At 71.8% G+C, this 17,297-nt stretch carries 17 protein-coding genes; 11 read left to right on the forward strand and 6 right to left on the reverse strand.

What is annotated here, in order from left to right; all coding sequences use genetic code 11:
- Positions 1-7: 7 nt before the first annotated feature.
- Together E2C05_RS08720 and E2C05_RS08725 are read right to left on the reverse strand one after the other, a co-directional pair.
- Complete coding sequence (locus tag E2C05_RS08720) at positions 8-994, reverse strand: TAXI family TRAP transporter solute-binding subunit (protein WP_133219227.1); 987 nt, start codon at positions 992-994, stop codon at positions 8-10.
- A gap of 31 nt (positions 995-1,025) precedes the next feature.
- Positions 1,026-1,448 carry a hypothetical protein gene (locus E2C05_RS08725; protein WP_133219228.1) on the reverse strand — a complete coding sequence of 141 codons (423 nt, stop codon included), beginning with the start codon at positions 1,446-1,448 and terminating at the stop codon, positions 1,026-1,028.
- 332 nt (positions 1,449-1,780) lie between these two features.
- Between E2C05_RS08725 and E2C05_RS08730 the strand changes: the two genes are divergently transcribed.
- On the forward strand, positions 1,781-2,764 hold the full coding sequence (locus E2C05_RS08730; RefSeq protein WP_133219229.1) for a Bug family tripartite tricarboxylate transporter substrate binding protein: 984 nt from the start codon (positions 1,781-1,783) through the stop codon (positions 2,762-2,764).
- Between the two features lie 318 nt (positions 2,765-3,082).
- Here the strand turns inward: E2C05_RS08730 and E2C05_RS08735 are convergent, their stop codons facing one another.
- The 3 genes from E2C05_RS08735 to E2C05_RS08745 form a co-directional block, all read right to left on the reverse strand.
- Positions 3,083-3,496: a DUF2237 family protein gene (locus E2C05_RS08735; protein ID WP_240046657.1), complete on the reverse strand. Its 414-nt coding sequence runs from the start codon at positions 3,494-3,496 to the stop codon at positions 3,083-3,085.
- Positions 3,497-3,643: 147 nt separating this feature from the next.
- Positions 3,644-5,239: a phosphoenolpyruvate carboxykinase gene (locus tag E2C05_RS08740; protein WP_133219230.1), complete on the reverse strand. Its 1,596-nt coding sequence runs from the start codon at positions 5,237-5,239 to the stop codon at positions 3,644-3,646.
- Between the two features lie 153 nt (positions 5,240-5,392).
- On the reverse strand, positions 5,393-6,163 hold the full coding sequence (locus tag E2C05_RS08745) for a HugZ family pyridoxamine 5'-phosphate oxidase (protein WP_240046660.1): 771 nt from the start codon (positions 6,161-6,163) through the stop codon (positions 5,393-5,395).
- A 96-nt stretch (positions 6,164-6,259) separates the two neighbouring features.
- Between E2C05_RS08745 and E2C05_RS08750 the strand changes: the two genes are divergently transcribed.
- The 6 genes from E2C05_RS08750 (at position 6,260) to E2C05_RS08770 (ending at position 11,047) form a co-directional block, all read left to right on the forward strand.
- Positions 6,260-6,961 (forward strand): response regulator transcription factor, encoded by a 702-nt coding sequence (locus E2C05_RS08750; RefSeq protein WP_133219232.1) that lies wholly within the window; start codon positions 6,260-6,262, stop codon positions 6,959-6,961.
- Positions 6,962-6,966: 5 nt separating this feature from the next.
- Complete coding sequence (locus tag E2C05_RS32895; RefSeq protein WP_158292025.1) at positions 6,967-7,140, forward strand: hypothetical protein; 174 nt, start codon at positions 6,967-6,969, stop codon at positions 7,138-7,140.
- Positions 7,141-7,277: 137 nt separating this feature from the next.
- The gene (locus E2C05_RS08755) at positions 7,278-7,715 is read left to right on the forward strand and encodes a TNT domain-containing protein (protein ID WP_133219233.1); all 438 of its coding nucleotides are present in this window, start codon (positions 7,278-7,280) and stop codon (positions 7,713-7,715) included.
- On the forward strand, positions 7,712-7,966 hold the full coding sequence (locus tag E2C05_RS08760) for a hypothetical protein (protein WP_205082763.1): 255 nt from the start codon (positions 7,712-7,714) through the stop codon (positions 7,964-7,966). The genes E2C05_RS08755 and E2C05_RS08760 overlap by 4 nt, the downstream gene beginning before the upstream one ends.
- A 197-nt stretch (positions 7,967-8,163) precedes the next feature.
- Entirely contained in the window at positions 8,164-9,831 is a 1,668-nt protein-coding gene (locus E2C05_RS08765; RefSeq protein WP_133219235.1) for a stimulus-sensing domain-containing protein, read from the forward strand.
- Positions 9,832-10,114: 283 nt separating this feature from the next.
- Positions 10,115-11,047 (forward strand): NAD(P)-dependent oxidoreductase, encoded by a 933-nt coding sequence (locus tag E2C05_RS08770; RefSeq protein ID WP_133219236.1) that lies wholly within the window; start codon positions 10,115-10,117, stop codon positions 11,045-11,047.
- Positions 11,048-11,386: 339 nt separating this feature from the next.
- Here the strand turns inward: E2C05_RS08770 and E2C05_RS08775 are convergent, their stop codons facing one another.
- On the reverse strand, positions 11,387-12,535 hold the full coding sequence (locus E2C05_RS08775) for a D-alanyl-D-alanine carboxypeptidase family protein (protein ID WP_240046661.1): 1,149 nt from the start codon (positions 12,533-12,535) through the stop codon (positions 11,387-11,389).
- Between the two features lie 459 nt (positions 12,536-12,994).
- Between E2C05_RS08775 and E2C05_RS34595 the strand changes: the two genes are divergently transcribed.
- The 4 genes from E2C05_RS34595 to E2C05_RS08795 all read left to right on the forward strand — a co-directional run bounded on the left by E2C05_RS34595 (position 12,995) and on the right by E2C05_RS08795 (position 17,285).
- Positions 12,995-13,654 carry a phasin family protein gene (locus tag E2C05_RS34595; protein ID WP_240046663.1) on the forward strand — a complete coding sequence of 220 codons (660 nt, stop codon included), beginning with the start codon at positions 12,995-12,997 and terminating at the stop codon, positions 13,652-13,654.
- A 281-nt stretch (positions 13,655-13,935) separates the two neighbouring features.
- Positions 13,936-14,283, forward strand: coding sequence for an ATP-dependent Clp protease adapter ClpS (gene clpS / locus E2C05_RS08785; RefSeq protein ID WP_133219238.1), 348 nt, complete (start codon positions 13,936-13,938; stop codon positions 14,281-14,283).
- A gap of 235 nt (positions 14,284-14,518) precedes the next feature.
- Positions 14,519-16,867 carry an ATP-dependent Clp protease ATP-binding subunit ClpA gene (clpA, locus tag E2C05_RS08790; protein ID WP_133219239.1) on the forward strand — a complete coding sequence of 783 codons (2,349 nt, stop codon included), beginning with the start codon at positions 14,519-14,521 and terminating at the stop codon, positions 16,865-16,867.
- 88 nt (positions 16,868-16,955) lie between these two features.
- Positions 16,956-17,285 carry a carboxymuconolactone decarboxylase family protein gene (locus tag E2C05_RS08795; protein WP_275670495.1) on the forward strand — a complete coding sequence of 110 codons (330 nt, stop codon included), beginning with the start codon at positions 16,956-16,958 and terminating at the stop codon, positions 17,283-17,285.
- The last annotated feature ends 12 nt before the right edge of the window (positions 17,286-17,297 follow it).

Genomic DNA, 17,297 nt, shown 5'->3' on the forward strand with positions numbered 1-17,297 from the left:
GCCCTGGTCAGGCCGGCGCATCCTCCGCCGCGCGCCGGCGGCGCGGCCCGGCCGGCCGCGGCGGCTCGGCGCCGAAGCGCGTCCAGCCCGGCACCCCGGCCGTCAGGTTCACCTCCCGCCATTTCGGGTGCCTCGGCGGGCGCATGAAATTCTCGAATTTCAGCGCCAGCGCGCGGGAGAAGCGCAGCAGCCGGTCGCGCCGCTCGGGCTGGGTGTGGTTGTAAGCGGCCAGCACGGCGCCGACCGCGATGGTCTCCACCGTCGCGCCCGCCGGCACCAGGCCGGGATAGTCCGTCGCGCTGAAGCTCGCCGGCAGGTAGGTCTCCAGCAGGCCCTCGTTCAGCGGGATCGGCAGCAGCCGCGCCCCTTCCGGCAGCGGCGTGGTGAAGCGCGCCGGCTTGCCGGTGACGCGCACCATGGCCGCGATCTCGCCGCGCCGCAGCTTCTCGGTCGCGTCCACCGTCGCCTCGTAGACCGGCTGGATGGGAATGCCGAGGCGGGCGAAGACCAGCGTCGCGGTCATCGCCGTGCCGGATCCGCGGTTGTCCATGCTCACCAGCTTGCCGCCGAGATCCGCCAGCGTGGCGATCCCCGGCCCGGCGAAGACATGCACCTCCTCGTCATACAGCTTGGTGACGTACTGCACCTGCTGCTCCATGCGCGGGAAGACGCGCTGCTGCGCCGCCGCGGCCAGCACGTCCGACTGCACGATCGCCAGGTCCACCCCGCGCAGGTACAGCAGGTCCGACAGGTTCTGCAGCGACCCCTTGCCGATGATGGGCAGCAGGCGCAGCCCGTCCACGCCGTCGAGTACCGCGGCAAGGTCGGCGGCGAAGCGGGTATAGGTCCCGTCCAGCCCGCCGGCGATGACGCCGAGGACGTTCGAATTCGCCTCCGCATAGGAATTCGGCGGGGTGGCGGGGGCCTGCGCGGCGGCAAGGCGCGGCAGGGCCAGGCCGGCGGCAAGGGCGGCAAGCAGGGCGCGGCGGTCCATGGATCGGCTCCTCCTCTGTCGGGGCGGGCGGTCAGCGCAGGGTGGCGAGGAGGCCGTCGGCCGCGCGGTCGCCCAGCGCCCGCGCCCGCTCGTACCAGCCCCGGGCCCTGGCCGCGTCCGCCAGGCCGGGCGGCGCGCCGAACAGCGGCAGGATGTTGGGGTCGTAGGTCTTGCCGGCGGCGATTGCCGCCGCAGCGGAGTCCGGAACGGTGGCGGCCGCCCGTTCATACATCGCCCGGGCGCGGGTGATGTCGCCGCGGACCATGGCGGCATCGCCCATGCGCATGAGGGAGGCGAAGATCGGCGGCTCTGCCGTCGCCGCCGGCGGCAGCACCAGGGAAGGCAGGGCGGAGGCGGGCGGCGCCGTCCCCGGCGGCTGGGCCTGGGCCTGGATGGGGATCTGCGACTGGGGCTGGGCCTGGGCCGGCACGACCGGCGCCGCGGCCCGGGGCATGTCAGGCAGGCGGGGCCAGGCGCCGGCCGGCCCGGGCAGGAGCAGGCCGGCCAGCAGGCCCGCCGCCACCGGCCCGAACCCGCCCCCCGTCCGCCGCGGCGATCCGGTCCGCGGCAGGGCGCGGGCAGCCCTGGCAGCCGCCCCCTGTCGCCCCGTCGCCCGCCTGCCTGTCGCAGTCATTCCGGTGCATCCCGCCTCGGTTGAGCTGTAGTTCCGCCAATCGCCACAAGAACTCGCGCCGGCTTGCGCGGCTCCCTCAGCCTGCGGTCTTATGCGTCAGTTTTGGACATGCCGGGCTGTGCTGTCCATGTCGGGCGAAGGAAGGCGCAATCATGAGACTCTCACGGCGGAGCCTGGGGCTGGCGGCCGGCGCGTCGGTGCTGGCGGTCGGCCGCGCAGCGGCGCAGCGACGCCCGGCCTGGCCGGACCAGCCGGTGCGCCTGATCGTGCCCTTCGCCGCCGGCGGCTCCACCGATGTCGCGGCGCGCATCCTGGCGGAGCGCATGGGCCAGACCCTCGGCCAGCCGGTGGTGGTGGAGAACCGCAGCGGATCCGGCGGGCTGGTCGGCGCCGATGCGGTTGCGAAGGCGCCGCCCGACGGCCATGTGGCGCTGATGGCCACCACCGGCCTGCTGGCCATCGCGCCGCATCTCTACCCGCAGATGCCCTTCGACCCGGCGCGGGACTTCGCCCCGGTCTCGCTGGCCTTCAGCACCGACCTGGTCATCACCGTGACCGGCGGGCTGGCGGCCCGGAGCCTGGCGGATTTCGTCGCCCTGGCGAAGGCGCAGCCGGGAAAGGTGGCCTATGCCTCCTCCGGCGCCGGCACCACCACCCATGCGGCGACCGAGCTGTTCCGCCTGACCGCCGGGATCGACCTGCTGCACGTGCCCTATCGCGGCAGCGGCCCGGCGATGAACGACCTGGTCGCCGGCAACATCCAGCTGATGGTGGACCAGATCGCCAGCTCCATCGGCCAGATCCGCGACGGCCGCATCCGCGCCCTGGCGGTGACCGGCGCCAGCCGCCACCCGCTGCTGCCCGAGGTGCCGACGGTGGCGGAAGCCGGGCTGCCCGGCGCGCAGGCGAGTTCCTGGGGCGGCATCGTGCTGCCGGCCCGAACGCCGGCCGCGGTGGTGGAGGCGCTGCACGCCGCGGTGGCGGAGGCGATCGCCCAGCCCCAGGTCCGCCAGCGCATGGCGCAGGCCGGCGCCGATCCGGCGGCCAGCACGCCCGAGGAATTCATCGGCTTCATCCGGGCGGAGCGGGAGAAATGGGGACGGGTGGTGCGGGAGGCGCATATCTCGGTCGGCTGACCGCCGCCCCGGGGGCTCCGCCATCCCCGGCGAGGATCGCCGGCCGGCGGCCCCGTCCCGGCGCGTGGCGCCGCCGCAATCCGGCCGGGCTAGAGCGGTTTCCGTTCGCGATGGCTCACGGCAACCGCTCTCGATTCTTGAGGCTACGAGCATCTTCGCCCGATCAGGTTATTCCACCTGATCGGGCGAAGATGCTCTACAGCGGGTCGCGCGAGGGCGTGAACGCCCGGACGCGTGAATCCGCTCTTCGATCAATAGGATAGAGCGGCCTGCGCGTTCTTCGGAACGCGTAAGCCGCTCTCAGTCGTGGCCGCCCGGTCAGCCTTCGACCGCATGCGCCTTCAGCTGTTCCAGGCTGCAGACCTCGAGGGCGGCGATATGCGTCGCCTCCAGCAGCACCGGCGGCGCGAGGCCGGCGGAGCGCGCCTCCTCCCACCGCGCGGCGCAGAGGCACCAGCGGTCGCCGGGCCTGAGGCCGGCGAAGCCGTATTCCGGCCGGGGCGTGGAGAGGTCGTTGCCGCGCGCCTTGGAGAAGGCGAGGAACTCCGCCGTCATCTCGGCGCAGACCACATGCAGGCCGAGGTCGTCCGGCCCGGTGTTGCAGCAGCCATCGCGGAAGAAGCCGGTCACCGGCGCGACCGAGCAGGGCAGCAGCGGCCCGCCGAGCACGTTGGTCGGCGGCGGCTGCCCGCCGCCGCCGCGCCGCCCGGGGCCCATCCCGCCATCCGGCATCAGGCGGCGGCCTGGCGGCGGGGGGAAGCGGGGCGGGCACCGCCGCCGCGGGGGAGCAGCCCCGGCGGGGCGGCACATGGCATGTCGCGGACCCAGGCTTCGATCATGCCGGCAGGATAGGCGGCCGCCGCGGCGGCCGCCACAGCGTTACGCCGCGGCGCGGATGGCCGCCGCCTTCACGTCCTCGGTCACCGCCCCGGCGAAGGTCTCGAAATTCTCCTCGAACAGCCGAACCAGCTTCTGCGCGGTGGCGTCATAGGCCGCCTTGTCGGCCCAGGACTCCCGCGGGTTCAGCACCTCGGCCGGGATGCCGGGGACGGATTTCGGCATCAGCAGGCCGAAGAAGGGGTCGCGGACGAACTCCACCTTCGCCAGCGACCCGTCCAGCGCCGCCCGCAGCAGGGCGCGGGTGTGCTGGATGCTCATGCGCTTGCCGGTGCCGTAGGCGCCGCCGGTCCAGCCGGTGTTCACCAGCCAGCAATCGGCGCCGTCGCGGGCGATCCGCTCGGCCAGCATCTTGCCGTAGACCTCGGGGTGGCGCGGCAGGAAGGGGGCGCCGAAGCAGGTGGAGAAGGTCGCCTGCGGCTCCTTGCCCAGCCCCTTCTCGGTCCCCGCCACCCGGGCGGTGTAGCCCGACAGGAAGTGGTACATCGCCTGCGCCGGGGTCAGCTTGCTGATCGGCGGCAGCACGCCGAAGGCGTCGGCCGTCAGCATGACGACGTTCTCCGGCTTGCCGGCGACGCCGCCCGCGACGGTGTTCGGGATGAAGTCCAGCGGGTAGCAGGACCGCGTGTTCTCGGTGAGCTTGTTGTCGTCGAGGTCGAGGATGCCGTGCTCGTCGCCGACCACATTCTCCAGCACCGCGCCGAAGCGGTGGGAGGCGTCCCAGATCTGCGGCTCGGCCTCGCGGCTCAGCTTGATGACCTTGGCGTAGCAGCCGCCTTCGAAGTTGAAGACGCCGGTGTCCGACCAGCCATGCTCGTCGTCGCCGATCAGGCTGCGCTCCGGGTCGGAGGACAGGGTGGTCTTGCCGGTGCCCGACAGGCCGAAGAACAGCGCGGTGTCGCCGGCCGGCCCGGCATTGGCGCTGCAATGCATCGGCAGCACGCCGCGCTCCGGCAGCAGCCAGTTCATGACCGTGAAGATGCTCTTCTTGATCTCGCCGGCATAGGAGGTGCCGGCGATCAGGATGGTCTTGGCGGCGAAGGACAGCGCGATGCAGGTGCTGGTCCGGCAGCCATCGGCGGCCGGGTCGGCCTCGTATTCCGGGGCGTGCAGGATGGTGAAGTCGGGCACGAAGCCCTCGAGTTCCGCCCGCGGCGGCCGGATGAACATGTTCCGGGCGAACAGCGCATGCCAGGCATTGGTGGTGACAAGCCGGACCTTGATGCGGTGCGCCGGGTCGGCGCCGGCATAGAGGTCCTGGGTGAAGAGCACCGGGCGGGCGCCGAGCCAGGACCGCACCTTGTCCGCCAGGCCGCGGAACTTCGCCACCGGCATCGGCCGGTTCACCTTGCCCCACCAGACCTGGTCATGCACCGCCGGGTCGTCGACCACGAACTTGTCCTGCACGGACCGGCCGGTATGGATGCCGGTGACCGCCATGAAGGCGCCGTCGGCCGAAAGCCGCCCCTCGCCGCGGCGCAGGGCGTGGTCCACCAGGCCTGGGGCCGTCAGGTTGGCATGCACGGTGGACCCGGTGGTCACCCCCGTGCCGGCGAGGGCGATGTCGGCCAGGCTCATTCACTCTCCTCCAGGGCAGTCGGCGCCGCAGCCATCGGTTGTGGCGCCGCGCGCTGGCCGCAGTGTTTGGTGTCTCAAAGGCTAAATTACGGCGACGGGGTTAACCCGGTCAATGCAACCGGATCGGACCGCAGTACCAGGACCATCAAGCCCTTAGCTTGCGCCTGCGTCGCGACTGGCGCGAATCAACTCCGCGCGGATGGCCTCCGCCGATGCGGCGGGGGCATTAAAATTAAGCCGCAGGACCGTCTCATCCAGTGCGACATCGGCGCCGTCCGGGTCCACCGCCACCATCCGCCAGGCGCCGGGCGGCCCGCCCAGCAGCCGGGTGGCGATCGCCGCCACGGCATCGGCATGGTCCTCGTTCATATGGGCGCAGATGCGGGCCTCGGCGGCCGCCACCGCCGCCACGGCGTCCGGCGGCGGCAGCAGGTCGGCCAGGCGCAGCCGGACGGCGCGGGCGAAGCCGCCGACCAGCAGCGCCCCCCCGGGCGCGATCCGCCACAGGGCGAAGTCGCCGAAATCGGCATAGAGCGCGGCATAGGGATGCTTCGCCAGGAAGCGCGCCTTGAGGGCGGGCACCTCCGCCTCCGGCACCCGCTCCGCCAGGCCGGTCAGGGTCACGCGCGGCGCGGTCTGCGGATTCGCCTCCCGCGGCCCGGCCGGGCCCTGGCCGGCGGGGGCGTCCGCCGCGGGCGACAGCAGGGGGGGCAGGCCCTGGACCAGAAGGGCGCAGCGCGGTTCCGCCTGCAACTGCCGCGTATGCTCCGACAGGGAGGAGAGCAGCAGCAGCGGGGCCAGGTCCGGCGCCGTGGCCGGGGTGACCAGGCTGGCGAAGGGCTGCCCGCCCGCCTGGGTTGCCAGGGTCGCCGAGGCGGCGGCGCGGATCAGCCTGCGCGCCTCGAAGCCGGGGTTGTCGGTCACCATCACGCTCCCGTCCGGGTTGTGCCACAATGCTGCACCAATATGGGGGCAACCCCAGCGCCTGGAGGACCGGGTTCGCCCGGTGGAGAGCAACGCATGCCTGCCACGATCGCCCTGGTGGACGACGACCGCAACATCCTCACCAGCGTGTCCATGACGCTGGAACAGGAAGGGTTCCAGGTCCGCACCTATACGGACGGGGAAAGCGCGCTGCAGGGCCTGCTGGCCCGCCCGGCCGACCTTGCCGTGCTGGACATCAAGATGCCGCGGATGGACGGGATGGAGCTGCTGCAGCGCCTGCGCCAGCGCAGCGCCATGCCGGTGGTGTTCCTGACCTCCAAGGATGAGGAGGTGGACGAGCTGATGGGCCTCCGCCTCGGCGCCGACGACTACATCACCAAGCCCTTCAGCCAGCGCCTGCTGCTGGAGCGCATCCGCGCCCTGCTGCGCCGCAACGAGGCCAGCCGGAACGAGGGCAGCGGCACGCCGGCCGGCGGCGTCATCGTCCGCGGCGACCTGGTGTTGGACGAGACCAAGCACACCTGCACCTGGAAGGGGCACGACATCCAGCTGACGGTGACCGAGTTCCTGCTGGTGAAGGCGCTCGCCTTGCGGCCGGGCATGGTGAAGAACCGCGACCAGCTGATCGATGCCGCCTACGGCGAGAACATCTATGTGGACGACCGGACCATCGATTCGCATGTGAAGCGGGTGCGCAAGAAGTTCCGCCAGGCCGACAACGACTTCGCGCAGATCGAGACGCTGTACGGCATCGGCTACCGCTACAAGGAAAGCTGAGGCGGATGCCGGACGACCCCCCGGCGGACGAGGAGGCCGCGGCGCCGCCGGTCGTCCCGGCGGCGACGGCCCCGGATGCCGATGCCATCCGCGCGGCCCTGGCCGAGCTGACGCCGGAGGAGATGCAACTGCTCCAGGCCATGCTCGAGCGCGGCGCGGGCAACACCACCACGCATTGAGCCGCGCCCGGCGCCGGGCTGTGCGCCGGCGCATCGCGCAGCGGCGGCATTCCTGATCCATCCTCACGAAAGCTTGAAGCAAGGATGGCGGCTGGCTAGCGTCCTTCAGGGCCGGGGCGGCCCTTCGGAGGATCGCCATGACCCGACGTCTCGGCCGGCTGCTGCTGGCTGGCCTGCTCGCCATCGGGCTGGCGGCCGGCGCCGTTGCCCAGTCCAACCTCAACCCCGATCTCGGGCCGGACTGGAAGCTGCCGAATGGCGAGCTGCGCTGGCCGCCGAATGACGGCTGCGCCGATCCGGCGCTGCGGGTGACGCTGCCGCCCGGCACCGAGATCGACCGCTTCGGCAGCGAATTCGGCCGCTTCTTCGCCACCCCGGGCGTGAGCTGGGAGGCGCGCGCACTGCCTTATGTGCAGTCCGCCATGCCCTATGCGGTGTATGTCGTGCGGACGCCGCTGGAGGCGGAACGCTGCACCATCGCCGCCTGGTTCGGCGCGCCGGGCGGCGGCACGCAGTTCAAGACGGCGGACAATGTCCAGGCGCTGCTGGCGAGTGGAGTGCTGAGCCGGAAATGACCGTGGCCGAGATGGTCGCCCTGCTGCGCCGCCGTGGCGTGCCCGAGGAATTCTACGTCACCGGCGGCCGGCTGGGCTTCGGCGAGTGCCTGGGCATCGAGCAGGATGCCCGAGGCTGGCTGGTCTATTATTCCGAGCGCGGCGGCAAGTCGCCGCTCGCCCGCCATGCGACGGAGGATGGGGCGGTGCAGGACATGCTCGCCCGCCTCGGCGTCATGCTGAAGCAGGCCGGGCTGCCGCCGCCGGCCTGAGCGCGCGCGGCGGCGTCGCGCCCCGCGGGCGCGCTGATATAGCCCTGCGGGCGCGCTGATTTGGCCCCGTGGGCGCGGTGATGCCGCCCTGCGGGCGTGGCGGTCTCACCCTCCGGGCGTTTCCCGGCCGTGCCGCACGGGCGGCGCGCGCGGGCCGCCGGTTCCGTGCTAAGCCGCCGGGCCCGCGAGACCCCACCATGCCCGATGTCGGCCTGCCGCCCGACCCGCCCGCCGTCACCGCCCCGCCCCGCCGCCGCTGGGTCTCCCCGCTGCTGCGGCGGATCCTGCTGCTGAACGTCCTGCCGCCGGCGCTGCTGGCGGCCGCCATGCTCTACCTCGACCAGTACCAGAACGGGCTGCTGGCCGCCGAGGTGGAGGCCATGCGCACCCAGGCCCGCATCTATGCCGGCGCGATCGCCGAGGCGGCGACGCGGCTGCAGGACGACCGCGCGGTGCTGGTGCCGGAACAGGCGCGGCCGCTGCTGCGCCGGCTGGTCGATCCTTCGCCCAACACCCAGGCGCGGCTGTTCGACAATACCGGCCTGGTGGTCGCCGACAGCCGGGTGCGGGACGGCGCCGGCGGCGCGGTGGTGACGGAGCCGCTGGCGCCGCCCGAGCCGCGCGACGCCTTCTCCCTCACAATCGCCGGGCTCTACGACCGCGTGCTGTCGGTGCTGCCGCGCGGCGGCCGGCGGGACGTGGAGGTGGACGTGAACCCCGACGCGCCCTCCTTCGACTGGCAGCCCAACCTGGGCCCCGACCGGCGGGAGGAATTGCGGCTGGCGCTGGAGGGCGGGGTCACGCCCTATATCCGCCGCACCGCCGATGGCCGCCTGCTGGTCTCCGTCGCCGAGCCGTCGCGGCGCGGCAACCAGTCCGTCGGCATCGTGCTGCTGACGCGCGAGGCGCGGGAGGTGGACCAGCGGCTGTTCGAGATCCGCGCCAGCGTCCTCGGCATCTTCGCCGTGTCCCTGGTGCTGACCGTGGCGCTGTCCTTCTACCTGGCGCGGACGCTCGCCGGCCCGATCATGCAGCTGGCCGGCAGCGCCGCGGCCATGCGGCAGGGCGAGGGGCGGGGCGGCAGCGTGCCGTCCGGCCTGCTGCGGCGGGAGGACGAGATCGGCATCCTGGCGCGCGACCTGCAGTCGGCCGCGACCGCGCTCTGGGCCCGGATCGATACCAATGAACGCTTCGCCGCCGATGTGGCGCATGAGCTGCGCAACCCGCTGACCAGCGTGCGCAGCGCCATCGAGACGCTGCGCCGGATCGAGAACCCGGAGCAGCGCAACCGCCTGCTGGCCATCATCGCCGAGGATGCGGTGCGGATGGACCGGCTGATCGCCGACATCTCCGACAGTTCCCGCGTCGATGCCGAGCTGTCGCGCACCGCGGCCGTGCCGGTGGATGTGGCGCCGATCCTCTCGACCCTGGCCGAGCTGCACGAGGCGACGCGGGAGGAGGACGACCCTCTCGTGGTGCTGGAGGCGCCGCCCGAGGGGCTGGTGGTGCGCGGGGTGGAGGGGCGGCTGGTGCAGGTCTTCCGCAACCTGCTGGGCAATGCCCTGTCCTTCAGCCCGGGCAGCGGCAAGGTGACGGTCCGCGCCCGGCCGGCCGGCTCGCTGGTGGAGGTGGTGGTGGAGGATGAGGGCCCCGGCATCCCCGAGGCCAAGCTGGAGCACATCTTCGAGCGCTTCTATTCCGAGCGGCCGAGCGGCGAGCGCTTCGGCCAGCATTCCGGCCTGGGGCTGTCGATCTGCCGCCAGATCGTCGAGGGGCTGCGCGGCCGCATCGCCGCCGAGAACCGCCGCGACGCGGCGGGGCAGGTGCTGGGGGCCAGGTTCATCGTGCGGCTGCCGGCGGCCTAGCCGCCGGCTTCGCCGCGCGTTGGAGACGGTTGCGGTTGCCGGCGGCCTAGCCGCCGGCTTCGCCGCGCCTAGCGAATGGTCGCGGCTGCCGGCGGCCTGGCCGTCGGCTTCGCCGCGCGTGGCGACGGGTCGCGGCATCGCCGGCGCGGCCGCGATGCCGGCGGTTGCGCCGCGACGGCGACACAACACTGTGGTTCGCCCGCCAAAGCAGCGTATATGCGAAGCGGCATGGGAGAGTCGGCGGCGCCGGCGGCGCGCGCCGATGCGTCGGGGCAAGCGCAGAATGGGCGAGATCGTCGTCACCGAATTCATGGAGGACTCCGCCGTCGAGTCCCTCCGCGCGGCCCGGTCCACCCTGTACGATCCCGAACTCTTCCGCGACCCGCCCGGGTTGCGGGCGGCGCTGGCCGGGGCCCGGGCGCTGATCATCCGCAACCGGACGCGGGTGGATGCCGAATTGCTGGCCCAGGCGCCCGACCTCCGGGTGCTCGGCCGGCTGGGGGTCGGCCTCTACAACATCGACCTGCCGGCCTGCCGGGCGCGGCAGATCGACGTCATCCCCGCCTCCGGCGCCAATGCGGATTCGGTCGCCGAATACGTCATCCTGGCGATCGGCCAGCTGCTGCGCGGCACCTTCCACGCGACGGCGGAGGTCGCGGCCGGCGGCTGGCCGCGCGAGAGGCTGATCGGCGGCCGCGAGATGGGCGGCAAGACGCTCGGCATCATCGGCTTCGGCGATATCGGCCGGCGGGTGGCGAAGCTGGCCGGCGCCTTCCGCATGACGCTGCTGGGGCATGACCCGCTGATCCCGGCCAGCCATTCCATGTGGGAGGAGATGCGGACCGAGATGGTCCCGCTCGAGGAGCTTCTCGCCCGCGCCGATGCGGTGACGCTGCATGTGCCGCTGGCGCCGGAGACGCGCGGGCTGATCGACGCGGCGCGGCTGGCCCGCATGAAAGCGGGGGCGGTGCTGGTCAATGCCTCCCGCGGCGGGGTGGTGGAGGAGGCGGCGCTGGCCGCGGCGCTGCGGGCGGGGCGCCTCGGCGGCGCCGCGCTCGACGTGTTCGAGACGGAGCCGCTGCCGCCCGGCTCGCCGCTGCTCGGCGTGCCGAACCTGATCCTCACGCCGCACATCGCCGGCGCGACGGTCGAGAGCAATGCGCGGGTGTCGTCGCTGATCGCCGCCCGGGTGCTGGTCAGCCTGGCGATGAGCTGAGGCCGGCCTGCGGACGCCCAGAGCAGATCCCGATCGGGGGGGATCACCTGATCGGGTGGAGATGCTCGTCGATTCGCACGATTAGGGCAGATTCCGATCCGGTGGAGTCCGCTGATCGGGTGACGATGCTCCTGAAATCAGACGACCGGAGCGGTTGCCGTGAGCCATGGCGAGCGGAGGCCGCTCTGGCCGCCCGCGTCCCGAATGCCGCGACGGGCCGGGCCACCGATGCCGCGACCGGCCTCGGGGCCGGCCAGAGGGCGGGCCAGAGGGCGGCTTGACTGCGGCGGGGAATGGCGCGGCGCGGCCGCACCCCGGCATGGGAAAGAGGGGCCGGCGTCAGCCGGACCGGCGCCCGTTGGTCTTGGCGGGAAGCTTGGCGGCGGCCGGCTGCACCATCGGCTTGGCCAGGGGCTTCGTCGCCACCACCGCCGGGCGCTTCGCCGGCGCGGCGGCGGCGCGGCCCGTATCGCCCTGTTCGACGCGCAGCGCGGCGCGGGCCTGCTTCACGGTGGTCGCTCGCAGCGGCGCCGTCCGGGCTTCCACCGTGCGGCGGGCGGCGCGGGGTTGCGGCGCGGCGCGGGCCACGACGGCCACGGCCCTCGCCGGGCGGGCGGTGGCGCGCGCCACCGGCGCCGCCTGGGCGCTGGCCATGATGGAGGGCAGGCCGCGGCGAGCCATCGGCGCGTCCCGGGCCGGCGAGACGCCCATGCTGGCGAAGCCCTGGTCGAGCAGCGCCATCATGTGCCGGTCCCGCTCCCGCCCCGTGCGGCCGCCGAAGACGGCGGCGATCAGGCGCACGCCGTCCCGCTGCGCGCTGGCCACCAGGTTGAAGCCGCTGTCGTTCACGTAGCCGGTCTTGATGCCGTCGGCGCCGTCATATTCCTGCAGCAGGCGGTTGTGGTTCCAGTGCGTCCGGCCGCGGAAGACGAAATGCGGGGTGGAGAAATAGGCGTAGCGCTCGGGGAAGTCCTTGATCAGGCGCTGGCCCAGCAGCGCCATGTCCCGCGCCGTCGAGACCTGGTCGAGGTCCGGCAGGCCGGAGGCGTTGCGGAAGGTGGTGTTGCGCATGCCGAGGCTGCGGGCGCGCAGCGTCATCATCTGCGCGAAGCGGTCTTCCGACCCGCCGCCCATGTATTCGCCGAGCGCGGCGGCGGCGTCGTTGGCCGACTTGGTGACCAGGGCGAGGATGGCTTCCTCGACCGTGATGCTCATCCCGGGGACGAGGCCGAGCTTGGAGGGCGGCATCGCCGCCGCCTCGTAGGAGACGCGGATGGGCGCGTTCAGCTCGATCCGGCCGTCGCGCAGGGCCTCGAAAGCCATGTAGACGGTCATCATCTTGGTGAGGGAGGCCGGGTAGCGCCGCTCATCCGGGCTGGCGGCGATCAGGGTATTGCCCGTGCGGGCATCGACCACGATGGCGGCGTAGCGTTCGCTGCCGATCTGCGCGGCGGCAGGTGTGGCCAGCCCGATCCCGAAAGCGAGCATGAGGGCCCCCACGACCCTCCCGCGCAAGGATGCGCTGGTCCCCGACATGGCCAACCCCCGGATGCGCGGCACCGCCCCCCCGGCATGCCTGCGAATCGGCTCAACCATACGGTGCCGCCGAAGTGAATGTCTACGGGGAATGGAACAAGAACCTTGTTCTATGAATAACTTGGCAAGAATTAGTGCCGCCCGGTCTGAGGGTCCGGGGCCTGTCTGGCCCCCCCGGCGCGGCGGGAATACGGGCCCGAAGCCACGATCAGCCGCGGCATTTTTGTGCACCGCAAAAAGATGCTTGCATCGCCGGTCGCGCGGAGGTTACACAGCCGATGTTGCAGTGCAGCAAGACGGCGCACCGAGAAAGCCCGATCGGACAGCATCCATCGGGACCTCCTTCCCGGCCCGCGCCGCGCAGAGGCGAGGCGTATCGTGGCGGTGCGAAAAGGCAAGGCGACAGCCAGCGTGACCGAGGCCAAGGCGGCGGTGACCGGTGCGGATCCCGCCCCGGCGCCGGCCCTGGCGGATGCGACGCCGGTGACCGAGGCGGCGGCGACAGCCGTCGAGGCGGTGGCCGATGTGGCGCCCGCGCTGGTCGCGGCGGCCCCGCCGCCCGAACCCGCCCCGCCGGCGGCGACCCCCGATGCCGGCCCGCAGGCCGGCCCGGTGCCGCCGCATGCGGTTGCCGATGCGACACAGGCAGTCCCCGCGCAGGCGCGCGTGACGATGGAGACGACGATGGACCAGGTGGCGAAGACGACCGAAGGCCTGTTCAAGGCGGCGGAAGAGGCGGCGGAGTTCGGCCGCGGCAACATCGAGGCGATCACCAAGGCGACGCAGGTCTATGTCGCCGGCGTGCAGGACCTCTCCAAGCAGACCCTCGCCATGGTGCAGGGCCTGGCCGACCACACCGTGGCCGGCGCCAAGGCGCTGGGCACCGTGAAGTCCCTGAAGGAGGCCGCCGACATCCAGGCGACCTACACCCGCGCCGCCATGGAGAAGACCTTCTCCGAGACCGCGAAGCTGCAGGAGGCCGCGCTGAAGCTGGCCGAGGCGTCCTTCGCCCCGATCTCCCAGCGCATGACCCTGGCGGTCGAGAAGCTGGCGAAGCCGCTGGCGGCCTGATCGCAGGCCGACCCCCGCGCCCCGGCCCCAGGCCGGGGCGGTGCGACCGGGCCCGGCCGGCCCGCCCTGTCCCCATCTGGGGACGGGGCGGGCCGGCCGGGCCCTTCTCGTTTTGCCCGCCGCCCTTCCGCGGCCGCGCTGCCGGGCCCATATGCCGGCGAAGCCCCGCGCGTAGCACTTCACCTGGCGCCGCGCGCGGCACTATCCTCCGCCGAGGGGCAGGGATGGGCCGGCCCCCTGGCGGACCCGGCCCGGCCAGCCCCCGCCCACCAGGAAATTCGATGAGCGACCAGGACAAGCGACCGAACGGAGGGAACCCGCCCGGGGACACCACGCCGAATACCGGCGTGGTGGTGAAGACCCGCCCGCGCACCAAGAAGCCGGCAATGTACAAGGTCTTGATGCTGAACGACGACTACACCCCCATGGAGTTCGTCGTGCACGTGCTGGAACGCTTCTTCCAGAAGAACCGGGAGGAGGCGACCCGGATCATGCTGCACGTGCACCGGCGGGGCGTGGGGGTGTGCGGCGTCTACACCTATGAGGTGGCCGAGACGAAGGTGACGCAGGTGATGGACTTGGCCCGGCAGAATCAGCATCCTCTCCAGTGCACGATCGAGAAGGAATGACCCGGCCGCCGTTTCGTGGCTGTGGTTGACGCAGGAATGACCCCAGCGCGGCGCGCGACCCAGCAACAATCCCCCGCGAATACGGGCCGCCCAGCTCCGCCAACCTTGCTGCCCACCCCGCCGAACGGGGGGGATGCCCGAGGGAGCGACGAGGCCAAGATGTTCAACCGGGGAAACCCCCCGGCCATCCCGGGCGATGTCGGGATTGCCGGATCTGTATGGGAGCGTCTCTAGCATGCTGTCACGCAACCTCGAGCAGACGCTCCACCGCGCCCTCGGCCTCGCCAATGAGCGCCGGCACGAATACGCGACGCTGGAGCACCTGCTGCTCGCCCTGACCGACGATACCGACGCCTCCACCGTGCTGCGTGCCTGCGGCGTCGATACCGAGAAGCTGAAGCGCGACCTCACCGAATTCCTCGACAAGGACCTGGCCGGCCTGGTGACCGAGCGGGCCGGCGACCCGAAGCCGACCGCCGGCTTCCAGCGGGTGGTCCAGCGCGCCGCCATCCATGTCCAGTCCTCCGGCCGGGACGAGGTGACGGGCGCCAATGTCCTGGTCGCCCTGTTCTCCGAGCGCGAGAGCCACGCGGTCTATTTCCTGCAGCTGCAGGACATGACCCGGCTGGATGCGGTGAACTTCATCTCCCACGGCATCGCCAAGGCCCCGGGCCGGGCGCAGAACCGCCCGGTGCAGGGCACGCCGACTTCCTCCGCCAACAACGAGGAGCAAGAGAAGGAGGAGAAGCCGAGCCGCGGTCGCGGCCAGGACGCCCTGTCCAACTACTGCGTCAACCTGAACAAGAAGGCGCAGCAGGGCAAGATCGACCCGCTGATCGGGCGCGACTCCGAGATCGAGCGGACGATCCAGATCCTCTGCCGCCGCACCAAGAACAACCCGCTCTACGTGGGTGACCCGGGCGTCGGCAAGACCGCGATCGCCGAGGGGCTGGCCAAGCGGATCATCGAGGGCGACGTGCCCGAGGTGCTGGGCAAGAGCACCATCTACGCGCTCGACATGGGCAGCCTGCTGGCCGGCACCCGCTACCGCGGCGACTTCGAGGAGCGGCTGAAGGCCGTGGTGAACGAGCTGGAGCAGCAGCCCGGCTCCATCCTGTTCATCGACGAGATCCACACGGTGATCGGCGCCGGCGCGACCTCGGGCGGCGCGATGGACGCGTCGAACCTGCTGAAGCCGGCGCTGGCCCAGGGCACGCTGCGCTGCATCGGCAGCACCACCTACAAGGAATACCGCAACTACTTCGAGAAGGACCGGGCGCTGGTCCGGCGCTTCCAGAAGATCGACGTGAACGAGCCGACGCTCGAGGATGCGGTCAAGATCCTGCAGGGCCTGAAGACAAACTACGAGAAGCACCACAAGGTCCGCTACACGCCGGAGGCGATCCGCGCCGCGGTCGAGCTGTCCGCCAAGTACATCCATGACCGCAAGCTGCCGGACAAGGCGATCGACGTGATCGACGAGGTCGGCGCGTCCCGCATGCTGCTGCCGGAGAACAAGCGGAAGAAGACCGTCACGCTGAAGGACGTGGAGGAGATCGTGGCGAAGATCGCCCGCATCCCTCCAAAGACCGTCAGCAACGACGACAAGGAGACGCTCAAGACCCTCGAGCGCGACCTGAAGTCGATGGTGTTCGGCCAGGAGAAGGCGATCGAGACGCTGTCGGCCGCCATCAAGCTGTCCCGCGCCGGGCTGCGCGACCCGGAGAAGCCGATCGGCAACTACCTGTTCAGCGGCCCGACCGGCGTCGGCAAGACCGAGGTGGCGAAGCAGCTGGCCAAGACGCTGGGCATCGAGCTGATCCGCTTCGACATGTCCGAGTACATGGAGCGGCACAGTGTCAGCCGGCTGATCGGCGCGCCGCCGGGCTATGTCGGCTTCGACCAGGGCGGCCTGCTGACGGATGCCATCGACCAGCACCCGCATGCCGTGCTGCTGCTGGATGAGATCGAGAAGGCCCACCAGGACCTGTACAACATCCTGCTGCAGGTCATGGACCACGGGAAGCTGACCGACCACAACGGCAAGACGGTGGATTTCCGCAACGTCATCCTGATCATGACGACGAATGCGGGTGCCGCCGACATGGCCAAGCCGGCCATCGGCTTCGGCAGCGCGGTCCGCGTCGGTGAGGACACCGAGGCGATCCAGCGCATGTTCACGCCGGAATTCCGCAACCGCCTCGACGCGGTGGTGCCCTTCTCCGGCCTCACGCCCGAGATCGTCGGCCGCGTGGTCGAGAAATTCGTCATGCAGCTGGAGGCGCAGCTCGCCGACCGCAACGTGACGATCGAGCTGTCCTCGGCCGCCAAGGAATGGCTGGCGGAGAAGGGCTTCGACCCGCTCTATGGCGCGCGGCCGCTGGCCCGGGTGATCCAGGAGCACGTCAAGAAGCCGCTGGCCGAGGAGCTGCTTTTCGGCAAGCTGGTGAAGGGCGGCGCGGTCAAGGTGAACCTGAAGGACGGCGAGCTGGCCTTCGACTATGTCGAGGCGGCGCCGCCCGCCCTGCCGAAGCCCGAGGAAGGCGACGGCGAGGCGGAGAAGGAGCCCGAGACCATCGAGTAGCCCTGCCCGTCGGCAGGGCGCAGGGAAGGGCGCGGGGGTCTCCTCCGCGCCCTTCGCGTTTCAGGGGAGAGGAACGCCGATGAGCGCCATCAAGGATTGGGACGCCTACAACGCCGCGGCGCGGGAGAAGGGCAAGGAGCTGTCCGGCCTGCACCCGGAGCTGGTGAAGGGCTTTTCCGCGCTGTCGCGCGGGGCCAGCACCACGCAGCACCTGGATGCCAAGACGCGGGAGCTGATCGCCCTGGCCGTCGCCATCACCACGCGCTGCGACGGCTGCATCGATGCGCATGTGCGCAAGGCGAAGACCGCCGGCGCCAGCAAGGCGGAGATCGCCGAGGCGCTGGGCGTCGCCATCGCGCTGAATGCCGGCGCCGCCTTCACCTACGCGCTGCACGTGCTGGACGCCGCCGGGGAGTGAGCGCCGGGCGCC

The sequence above is a fragment of the Paracraurococcus ruber genome, assembly GCF_004353985.1.
Lineage (GTDB): Bacteria > Pseudomonadota > Alphaproteobacteria > Acetobacterales > Acetobacteraceae > Paracraurococcus > Paracraurococcus ruber.